This window comes from Cytophaga sp., assembly GCF_051961495.1.
Lineage (GTDB): Bacteria > Bacteroidota > Bacteroidia > Cytophagales > Cytophagaceae > Cytophaga.
In genome coordinates this window covers 1-10,331 of record NZ_JBQCDF010000287.1, presented here as the reverse complement: position 1 = coordinate 10,331, position 10,331 = coordinate 1, and the positions used below count along the sequence as shown (strand labels likewise).

Annotated in this window: 11 protein-coding genes; 4 read left to right on the top strand and 7 right to left on the bottom strand. The window is 42.4% G+C overall.

The window, feature by feature from the left end; genetic code table 11:
- The first annotated feature begins 146 nt into the window (after positions 1-146).
- Complete coding sequence (locus tag ACTHJT_RS16100) at positions 147-1,112, top strand: class I SAM-dependent methyltransferase (RefSeq protein ID WP_440240074.1); 966 nt, start codon at positions 147-149, stop codon at positions 1,110-1,112.
- Positions 1,113-1,277: 165 nt separating this feature from the next.
- Here ACTHJT_RS16100 and lipA read toward each other — a convergent pair whose 3' ends face one another.
- Together lipA and ACTHJT_RS16090 are read right to left on the bottom strand one after the other, a co-directional pair.
- Positions 1,278-2,150: a lipoyl synthase gene (lipA, locus tag ACTHJT_RS16095; RefSeq protein ID WP_440240072.1), complete on the bottom strand. Its 873-nt coding sequence runs from the start codon at positions 2,148-2,150 to the stop codon at positions 1,278-1,280.
- 95 nt (positions 2,151-2,245) lie between these two features.
- Positions 2,246-2,965: a hypothetical protein gene (locus ACTHJT_RS16090; protein ID WP_440240070.1), complete on the bottom strand. Its 720-nt coding sequence runs from the start codon at positions 2,963-2,965 to the stop codon at positions 2,246-2,248.
- 96 nt (positions 2,966-3,061) lie between these two features.
- Here ACTHJT_RS16090 and ACTHJT_RS16085 point away from each other — a divergent pair, with 96 nt between their 5' ends.
- Positions 3,062-3,472, top strand: a complete 411-nt coding sequence (locus tag ACTHJT_RS16085) for an OsmC family protein (RefSeq protein WP_440240068.1) — start codon at positions 3,062-3,064, stop codon at positions 3,470-3,472.
- 108 nt (positions 3,473-3,580) lie between these two features.
- On the opposite strand, the gene ytxJ is transcribed toward ACTHJT_RS16085, so the two are convergent.
- The 4 genes from ytxJ to ACTHJT_RS16065 all read right to left on the bottom strand — a co-directional run bounded on the left by ytxJ (position 3,581) and on the right by ACTHJT_RS16065 (position 7,200).
- Positions 3,581-3,922 carry a bacillithiol system redox-active protein YtxJ gene (gene ytxJ / locus ACTHJT_RS16080; protein ID WP_440240066.1) on the bottom strand — a complete coding sequence of 114 codons (342 nt, stop codon included), beginning with the start codon at positions 3,920-3,922 and terminating at the stop codon, positions 3,581-3,583.
- Complete coding sequence (locus ACTHJT_RS16075) at positions 3,919-4,872, bottom strand: hypothetical protein (protein WP_440240064.1); 954 nt, start codon at positions 4,870-4,872, stop codon at positions 3,919-3,921. Before ACTHJT_RS16075 ends, ytxJ begins: the two co-directional genes overlap by 4 nt.
- 11 nt (positions 4,873-4,883) lie before the next feature.
- A complete protein-coding gene (locus tag ACTHJT_RS16070; RefSeq protein ID WP_440240062.1) occupies positions 4,884-5,147 on the bottom strand; it encodes a hypothetical protein in 264 nt (87 codons plus the stop codon).
- 73 nt (positions 5,148-5,220) lie between these two features.
- Positions 5,221-7,200 carry an alpha-ketoacid dehydrogenase subunit alpha/beta gene (locus ACTHJT_RS16065; RefSeq protein WP_440240060.1) on the bottom strand — a complete coding sequence of 660 codons (1,980 nt, stop codon included), beginning with the start codon at positions 7,198-7,200 and terminating at the stop codon, positions 5,221-5,223.
- Positions 7,201-7,339: 139 nt separating this feature from the next.
- Between ACTHJT_RS16065 and ACTHJT_RS16060 the strand changes: the two genes are divergently transcribed.
- Both ACTHJT_RS16060 and ispF read left to right on the top strand, forming a co-directional pair.
- Positions 7,340-8,578 (top strand): M16 family metallopeptidase, encoded by a 1,239-nt coding sequence (locus tag ACTHJT_RS16060; RefSeq protein WP_440240058.1) that lies wholly within the window; start codon positions 7,340-7,342, stop codon positions 8,576-8,578.
- A 204-nt stretch (positions 8,579-8,782) separates the two neighbouring features.
- Positions 8,783-9,262 carry a 2-C-methyl-D-erythritol 2,4-cyclodiphosphate synthase gene (ispF, locus tag ACTHJT_RS16055; protein WP_440240056.1) on the top strand — a complete coding sequence of 160 codons (480 nt, stop codon included), beginning with the start codon at positions 8,783-8,785 and terminating at the stop codon, positions 9,260-9,262.
- 417 nt (positions 9,263-9,679) lie between these two features.
- Here the strand turns inward: ispF and ACTHJT_RS16050 are convergent.
- On the bottom strand, positions 9,680-10,331 hold a 652-nt coding region (locus ACTHJT_RS16050; protein ID WP_440240054.1), incomplete at its 5' end, for an enoyl-CoA hydratase/isomerase family protein.

The window sequence follows — 10,331 nt, the reverse complement described above, 5'->3', positions numbered from 1 at the left end:
CATGGTTAGCTCATCCATTGATGACAAGGATTTAATTAAATCAAAAAGCTTTCCTATTATTACAGATTATATTGTAAAACCAATCAAGGATGTTAATATTAAAGAAATATTAAACGGACTGAATTGAAATAAATCGTGCAGGTAACATGGTAGTAATAATAGATCCGGTTTCAAAGAAAGAATTAAAAGAATCGGAAACGGGTTTATTAGATGAAAATAATAAAGTTGTGTATCCCATGCACAACGGGGCATTTCGTCTGGTCTCTGATAACAATTATACGGCCAATTTTGGCCTGGAATGGAACACTTTTCAAAAAACGCAAATAGATAAATATTCAGGTAATACCGTTTCTGAAGAACGTTTTTTCGCGCAGACACGATGGGAAAAAGGTTCCCTTGAAGGGTGCAGTGTGCTGGAAGTGGGTAGTGGTGCCGGCCGTTTTTCCCAGATTATTCTCGATCATACAAAGGCAAACCTTTATTCCGTTGATTACTCTTCGGCGGTAGAAGCCAACTACAGGAACAACGGTCCGCATGCAAGATTGAAATTGTTTCAGGCAAGCATCTATGACCTGCCGTTTAAAAAAGAATCATTCGATAAAGTCATCTGCTTAGGTGTGCTGCAGCATACACCGGATTTCAAAGCCTCGGTGCAAGCGCTTACAGAAATGGTGAAGCCCGGCGGCGAACTGATCATAGATTTTTATCCCATCCGCAATATATTCACCAAGGTACATAGTAAATATATCCTTCGACCCGTTTTGAAACGCCTGAAGCACGACACGCTGATGTCACTGATCCGGAAGAACATCAACACATTAATTGCGATCTATAAATTCAACAGAAGAATAGGCCTTGGTGCGCTGAATCGTTTTGTTCCCATCTGTGATATAGAACGTACGTTACCCGCAGGCATGAGCGCTGAACAGCTGAAAGAATGGATCATTCTCGATACCTTCGATATGTTCAGTCCGCAGTACGATGACCCGCAGCGCCTGTCGACCGTGGCAGCATGGGTAAAGGAATTCGGTTTGGTAGATGTAGACGCTGCCTGGGTAAAATACCACGGCAACCTGGAAGCCGCTACTGTACGGGGGAGGAAGAAAGAATGAGTTATGAATTATCAAGCTCTTCCGGATTTGCAATCCGGAAGCCAGATAAACAGGATTTATAATCCATTTGGTTCTTCGTACGCTTCGTCTCATGCATTCTACGAAAAAACAAAAAAGACCAGCTCAAATCGAGCTGGTCTTTTCTTATATAAACTTTTACGAAGATCAGATATGCTTCTCTGCATGGTAAGAAGAACGAACCAGCGGACCTGATTCAACATATGCCAGTCCTTTTGATAAACCAATCTCTTTGTACTCAGCAAACTGGTCCGGGTGAATAAACTCCGCAACCTCCAGGTGCATTTTCGTCGGTTGTAAATATTGTCCTAACGTAAGTACATCCAGACCATGTTCAACCAGGTCGTCCATCGCTTTCAATACTTCATCTTTGGTTTCGCCCAAACCAAGCATGATGCCGGACTTGGTACGCTTACCGAAATTTTTAATGCGTTGTATTTCTTCCAGGCTGCGGCTGTACTTTGCCTGCGGACGAACACGTCTGTATAAACGCTCAACGGTTTCCATGTTGTGCGATACCACTTCCTGACCGCCGCTGATCATACGCTCCAAAGAAGCCCAGTCAGACTTAACATCCGGGATCAATGTTTCAATCGTAGTCTGCGGACTTTCTTCCTTTACACGTACAACCGTCTGGTACCAGATTTCAGCACCTTTATCTTTCAACTCGTCCCGGTTTACAGAAGTGATTACGCAATGCTTCACATTCATCAAACGCACAGCTTCAGCCACACGCTTAGGTTCATCTACATCATATTCCGTTGGTCTGCCGGTAGCTACTGCACAGAACGTACAGCTACGCGTACATACATTTCCCAGAATCATAAAAGTAGCCGTGCCCGCGCCCCAGCATTCGCCCATATTCGGACAATTCCCACTCTGACAGATTGTATGCAGCTTGTGTTCGTCAACCAACGCGCGAAGCTTCGTGTATTCTTTACCGATAGGCAATTTTACGCGCAACCAGTCAGGTTTTGATTTCCGATCCGAAGAAGAGGGTACTACAGGTAATTCAATCATGTCTCAACCAATCTAATGAACAATACAAAGGTAGTAAATATTGCCCTTGTTTCTGTTCTGTCAACAGAAAATCAGACCAATTGGTTTGATTTCGCCTATTTTCTGCCTCCGTAAAAAATGATCAGGTATATAGAGCTGAAAAATTGATTGTTATGGAAAGAACCGTTGTAAGAAGCCGGAGCCTCCATCATGACCATTTTCTTAGTAAATGCCTCAAACAGGAAACCCACTTCCAGACCGGTTACTTTGTTGCTGAAATGGCCGTATTCAAAGCTAAAGCCTGTGCGCAAATGTACGCCCGGAACAACTTTAGACTGCCCTAAGCCGGTTGTGTAGCCGGAAGAGTTGATCACTAAATTGATATCCGGCGTTTCAACCGGGTCATAAGGAACTAAAACAGTTTCGGTGCCTTTCTGGTACTGAATATAGTAAGGAGTAAGTACACCGAAGGAAAGACCGGCATTTAATATAAAATCAAGCTGCACACCGTCTTCATTTCCTTTATGGAACAGTACAAACTCACGGCCGTATGTTGGGCGCAAAACAACCAGGTGATTACTTTTATAGGCAATGAATGTTCCGCCGCTTTGCTGGCTGGCATATCTGAGTTCTTTCGGATGCTTTACAATACCTACTTCCAGACCAAAATTGTGAAACTGGTTTGGTTTTTCATAAAGCTGGCGTGTGTAACGCAACATGAAACCGCCTATTAAACCGCCGTTTGTATTAAAGTTTACACCTGCAAGAAATTCCTTTTCGTAATCAATCCGTCCTTCGCTCTCAGCGCTTTGAGCAAAGGCGGGAAGCTGTAACAAGGCAAATAATATAAGAAAACAAGTGTTTTTTAATTTCATAAATAGAGACTTCCCTTAAATTTAGTAATTTTCCTAACAACGCTAAAATTATTCTTTATGTATCAAATGACCGCGGAATATGTCGGGGAACTAAGAACTACCGGTAAACATTTAAAATCCGGCAATACAATCGTTACAGATCCACCAGTAGACAATAACGGAAAAGGAGAAGCATACTCACCTACAGACCTTGTCGCTGCTGCCTTATGTAGTTGTATGATGACCATTATGGGTATCGTTGCCAAACGCGACAATATACCTTTAACTTCTTTGACGGCCACGATCGAAAAAGTCATGACTGCTGAACCGCCGAGAAAAATTGCCAAAATTAAAATTGACTTTACCTACCCAAATCCTGAAAATTTAACGCCCAAACAGGCGGAAATATTAAAACGCGCTGCTCATACCTGCCCGGTTGCATTGAGTCTGCATCCAGATATTGTACAGGAAACAACGTTTAACTTTTAGTACTAAGTACAGAGTAAACATTATTATTGTAATAATTACAGCTCATCAAAAAAAAAGAGCCTGCAGGATTAAGATTCTGCAGGCTCTTTTTTTACTCTGTACTCCTTACTAAGTACTTAGTACTTTTTTTATCGAATCATACTGGATATCATAATGGGAAGCGTCCCACACACTCTTGCCATGATGGATCAGGATTGCCTGCGGAGATTCGTGTTCTACATTGAACAATTGTGCGATCTGAGAAGAGATAGGTCTGTATGCTATCAGATCTAAATAGAAGGTTTTAATGCCAGGCATTTCAGCCTCACTCCAGCTCCTCTCAAGTCTGTTCAGTGACATGGAACTGATGGAACAGCGTGTACTGTGTTTGAAGATCATAACCGGAGCCTTTTCAGACTCGGTTATGATTTCCTGTAATTGCTCTTCAGAAGTTAATGCTGTCCAGTTCATTGTTTTGGTTGTAAGTTCCAGATTTCGGCCTCACGTTTATCGTATCGCGGCGTGCTGTTTTTCTGTTTTTGCCAGTTCGCATCTTCCAGGCCTTCTGTTTTGCCGTATTTCTTAAGCATTTTCTTACGGTATTTCTCTTTTGCCTCGTAAGAGTTTTTAACCTTGCCGCCTTGGTATACAGAGCTCGGGTGCATGCCTTTCTTAACACGTTTAACAATAAGATCGCCTCTGTAGTTCGCAATATCTTTCGCTTTTTTGCGTGTACGTTTAGCACGTGCATTAAGCGTACGCACCAGGATATCGCCTTTGTAAGAAGATACCTGTCTGTTTTTCTCTTCACGCATTTTAGAGCGCTTCTCCAGGAAGTTATTTCCGATATCACCGGAATATTTAGCACGTTGCTTTTCCTGTTTTCTATCCATTTCTCTAACCAATACAGTAGAACCTGAATTCAATGGTCCATGAGAATTTGATTCAGCCGGTACAATATCGCCCTGGTATTTGCTCATCTGCTTCGATTGCTTGCGTTGAGGTCTTTCATCAACAACAACAGTGTTGTCGTAATGCGGAGGTTTTACACCTGTCTTGTTTGAAACAACAATATCACCTGTATTGGTCCCCATCTGGCGTTGCTTCTTTTGTACGTTCGTACCTTTGTTTGCTTCTGCCAGCGCCTGGTTATTCTTAGGGCCGCCTGAGTGGGAAGCATTGGCTTGCTTCGTATTCATCGTACCCTGGGACTGGCCCATGTTTTTTTGGTTCTTATGAATATCGGTAGATTTCGATTTCTTGACTTTAATATTGCCCTGAGAAGAACTCATTTCTTTTTGTTTCTTCTGAATATTAACAGTTCCTCCCTCAGAGCCTGTTTGACTATAGCCCTGAAATGACAAAAGCATCATAAAGATGCTTGTCGAAAGAAGTAAAAATTGAAAGGTTTTTTTTCCCATGAAGAATATCGTTAAACGCGTTTGCGACCCTTTGTCTTAAGTTGCTTCGGATTTTTTTTGTTGATCAATCCGTTGTCAACATTGAAACGACCATTTGTATTGGTCTTCTTTTTCTTTTTTGAATCCGTTTTTAATTGACCGTTTTCATCAAACTGACTTATATCCGCTTCATTACTCATTCCCAAACCCGGACAAGGATATGAAGAATGTTTGTTACACGATGTTGTGTTTATTACAATGAATAAAGCAATAAATGGAATTAAGATATATTTCATAGTCGTATTTCTAGTAAGGTAAATCTAAGTATTTTACAAAGTATTTACAATCGAATCCTATACTTAAACGGGATTAGTAGTATTGAAGTTCCTTCAATTTGTCCTGAATCCGCCTGATCGGAAGAAAATTATCCTCCAGTGCTTTGGCGAAAGGAACGGCTGTATCCAGGCTGCCCACGCGCATAACAGGGGCATCCAGGTGCTCAAATGCGTTTTCGCTGATCCAGGCAGCTATTTCAGCTGAAATGGAACCGGTCAATGTATCTTCATTGATCACTAAAACCCTGCCGGTTTTTAATACACTTTTCAGGACTGTTTCCTTGTCCCATGGCAATAAGCTCCTCAAATCAATAATATCAGCAGATGCAGCTTCTTTTTTTACAGCCTCTTTTGCCCACCAGACAGCATTGCCATAGGCTACAATGGTAAGATCATCACCTTCTTCCACAACTAACGCTTCACCAATGGGTACAGTATAGTAATCATCCGGAATTTCAGCGCTGATGGAACGGTATAAAGCTTTATGCTCAAAATATAAAACAGGATTCGGATCTTCAATGGCCGCCAGCAACAGGCCTTTGGCATCATATGGGTTCGATGGATAAACAATTTTCAAACCCGGCGTATGGAAGAACCAGGCTTCGGTCGACTGCGAATGGAAAGGACCGCCGCTGGTGCCCGCACCCGTAGGCATACGGATAACCACATCAGCCTTCTGTTCCCAACGATAGTGGGATTTCGCCAGGTTGTTCACCACCTGATTAAATCCGCTGGTAACGAAATCGGCAAACTGCATTTCGATCACCGACTTATAATCCTTTACAGCAAGGCCTAAACCTGCGCCTATTATGGCAGATTCACACAGGGGGGTATTGCGGATACGTTCTTTGCTGAAACGCTCTACCAAACCTTCGGTAACTTTGAATACACCACCGTATTCAGCGATATCCTGACCCATCTGGATCAGTCGCGGAAATTTTTCCATGCCAAGCCTTAAGCCGTCGCTGATCGCGTCAATAAAGCGTTTTTCACTGCTTAACGTTGTTCTTGGCCGGATCTTCATATGCACATAGGGTGCATACATATCTTCTTCTTCAATAGAACTATCGGCCACAGGCTCTTTCTCATTATCAGTGTATGACCAGGCTTCTTCAATAGAGTTTTTGATTTTCTCTTTAATATCCTCGATTTCGTGAATGGTAATCATTCCCTCATCCAGCAGGTAGCGCTCGAAATTTTCTACCGGATCTTTTTTTGCCCAGGCTGCAAACAATTCTTCGGGAATATATTTGGTCCCTGAAGCTTCTTCATGGCCACGCATGCGGAAGGTAATGGCCTCAATCAATACTGGTCTTGATTCGCGCCGCACATATTCAGCCAGCTCGCGTATTTTTGTATAGACCTCCAGAATATTGTTGCCATCAATGGTATGTGTTTCAATGGCATAAGCAGGACCTTTTTCTTTAAAGCTTTTTATGCGGAACTGCTCCTCCAGTGGGGTAGACAGTCCATAACCATTATTTTCAACCAGGAAGATTACCGGCAGATCCCACACTGAAGCAAGATTCAGGGCTTCATGAAAATCACCTTCGCTCGTACCTCCATCACCTGTGAAAACAAGGGTTGCACGTCTGCTGCGGGAAAGTTTCTCTGCCAATGCGATCCCGTCGGCAACTGCCATCTGCGGACCCAGGTGTGAAATCATTCCAACGATATGGTGTTCTTTACTCCCGAAATGGAAGGAGCGATCACGACCTTTGGTAAACCCCGAAGGCTTTCCCTGAAATTGCGAAAACAAGCGATGCAACGGAATACCGCGGCTGGTGAAAATGCCCAGATTTCTATGCAGAGGTAAAATATATTCTTCTTTTTCAAGCGCACAACCAATGCCCACAGAAATTGCTTCCTGACCAATCCCCGAAAACCATTTGGAAATTTTACCCTGGCGAAGAAGAAACAACATCTTTTCTTCGATCATTCTGGGCTTCAAAAGCTCTTTGTATAAGCGGATCAGTGTTTCCTGATCAATATTTTTTCGGTCAAATGATATCATAAAGTCGTTTATCTCTTTGTAAAGACGAACCGCATCCTTTCACAAAATAAAAGAATATTTAGGCTTGGTGTAAAGCTTTTAGCAAATAAGGTATAAAAATACAGCTTCTGTTTCTATTTTTGTTCAAAATGAATTTGAAATGATTAAATATTCTTCTTTTGTATTAGATAACGGGTTGAAAGTTTTTGTACATGAAGACCACACAACCTCAATGGCTGCACTGAACATATTGTATGATGTGGGTTCAAAAGATGAAGTGATCACCAAGACAGGTTTCGCACACCTCTTTGAGCATTTGATGTTTGGAGGCTCAAAAAATATTGAATCATACGACAAGGCACTTCAAAAGGCAGGCGGGGAGAATAATGCTTTTACCTCGCCGGATGTCACGAACTACTACATCACGATTCCTGCAAATAATATTGAAACAGCTTTCTGGCTGGAGAGCGATCGTATGATGGCACTTTCATTTGACCCGAAAGTACTGGAGGTACAGCGTAGTGTAGTAATCGAAGAATTTAAACAACGTTACCTGAACCAGCCATATGGCGATGTATGGCTGAAACTTCGTCCGCTTTCGTATAAACAGCACTCGTATCAGTGGGCTACGATCGGGAAAGAAATTTCTCATATCGAAGATGCAACCATGGATGATGTGCGTGACTTCTTTTATTCTTACTATTTGCCGAACAACGCATACATGGTAGTTGCAGGTAATGTAACGCTGGAACAGGTAAAAGCACTTTCTGAAAAATGGTTTGGTCCGATTTCTTCCGGTACGCGTAGAAAACGCTCGATACCTGTTGAACCAAAGCAAACGGCAGCACGCTTTGAAGAAACAGGTGCGAAAGTCCCTTTGGATGCACTGTATAAAACGTATCACATGGGGGGTAAACTATCCCCTGATTTTTATCCGACAGATTTGTTGAGTGATATTCTGGGAAGAGGAAAATCATCCCGTCTGTACGACAAACTGGTGCAGGAGAAAAAAATATTTACTTCATTGAATGCATACGTACTAAGCTCTGTAGATCCGGGCTTGATGGTGATTGATGGAAAACTTTCCAAAGGCGTACAGTTGAAAGATGCAAACCAGGAAGTGGAAGAATTGATCGCTAAAATTTCTCAGGAAACATTTTCTGAAAAAGAATTGAACAAAGTTAAAAATCAGGCAGAATCAACACTGCTATTTGGTGAAGTAGAAGTATTGAACCGGGCAATGAATCTTGCTTATGCAGCCATGCTGGGTAATCCTGAACTGGTGAATATGGAAGCCGGTAAAATACAGAAAGTTTCTCCGGAAGATATTTCCCGTGTAGCGAAATCTGTACTGGCTCCAGAGAACTGTTCGACGCTGTTTTATAAGTCTGTAGAATAATAATTAAAATTCGCCCAATTTATTGGGTGGTGCTTAAAGCTGATTTGATGTTAATACAATGCTCTGCACGGCTTTCATTGCCGTTAGGCTTTAGCCAACGGATTGTAGGTAGATTAAGCAGGTAGTTAAAGCTCTTCGGGATTTGTATTCACCGCGGCGAACCGGACTCAGATAAAAAAGATTTATAATCTTTAAATATATATAATGAAAATTAAAGTAGGCTTCGGCTACGACGTACATCCCTTAAAAGAAGGCCGGCCTATGTGGTTGGGCGGTATACAGCTTGAATACACAAAAGGCCCGGATGGTCATTCGGATGCCGATGTATTGATTCATGCAATCTGCGATGCCATTTTAGGTGCAGCCAATATGCGCGACATCGGTTTTCATTTTTCAAACACCGATGCCCGCTGGAAAGGCGTGGATTCTAAAATACTTTTGAAAGAAGTATGTCGGATGGTACGCGAAAAAGGCTGGGAGGTCAGCAATGTAGATGCATCCCTCGCGCTGGAAAAACCAAAGATCAATCCACACATCGAACGCATGCAGCAGGCTTTGTCCGAAGCCATGAGTATTTCTATAGAAGATATTTCCATCAAGGCGACTACCAATGAAAAGCTTGGCTATGTAGGCAGGGAAGAAGGTGTGAATGCGTATGCGGTGGCGTTGCTGGTGAAGGAATAATAATTTAATAGCGGGAAGGAGCGCCGGGTGTTCGGCATATTTTTCCAATGCTTTTCAAAAACAAGATTTAACTGGTATTTGTATCCGTTTTTATAGAACTTTGTATGTATAAGCAACCCGTAGATTTGATTTTTTGACCGGCAGCATCTGTATTTTTCCCGGACGGAGTAATAAAATTTTTTCCTGGCTGCCCAACAAAAACAGGTTCACCCATAGTTCAGCCGTACTTCACCCGTACTTCACCCGTAGTTCACCCGTATATATGTCCTGCTTATACCATATTATTGCCATGCCTGCAGCATAACAACAGTAACAAGTAAGCCATCAGTTCACATCACACTCTCTGGCGCCAGTCTTAGCGCAGCGTGGACTGGTGCCGGGTATTCTGCAGTCTCTGACTGCACTCTTAAATAAAGATTACTTTTTCTTATTAAAAAATTCTTCGATTTTCACTTTCAACATACCACCTTTAACTGCAAGTGCCTGCTGTTCGGCTTCTTTTTTTAATACCTCTTCAAAAGAAAGATTTCCTGAGAGTAAAGTCTTTAAAGAAGCACCCGCACCGGGCTGCAGCTGGTTCAATGATTTCAGGTAGGAGTGGGCATAATCAGTCATTGCGGTCAGATCGGCAAATTTTTTCTGAACAAGTTTATGCGCCAGCGCTTCATCGGCCGTTAATTTTTTTCCTTCCAGCAACCATTCAAAAGCCGTGTGGTAACCAACACGCTGTTTCAGGTAATAGCTCATGCCCGTATCCGGTTGTAATCCCAGGCTTATAAAAGGAAACGCCAATGATCCCTGTTCCGTAGCAAAGATCAGGTCACATGCCAATACCAATGACGCTCCGGCACCGCTTGCTGGTCCGTGCAGTAAACAAATGACCGGCTTGCTGCAGGTATGTATGGCACGTGTTAATCGGTTGAAATAATTTTCTACAATCTCAATTACTGTTTCACTGCTGATGGTTAGTGCCCACTGCAGATCCAGTCCGGCACAGAAACCTTTACCTTCCGCTTTAAAGATTACATATTCCGTTTCTTTATTCGCGTCAGCATATTCGAATGCCTTG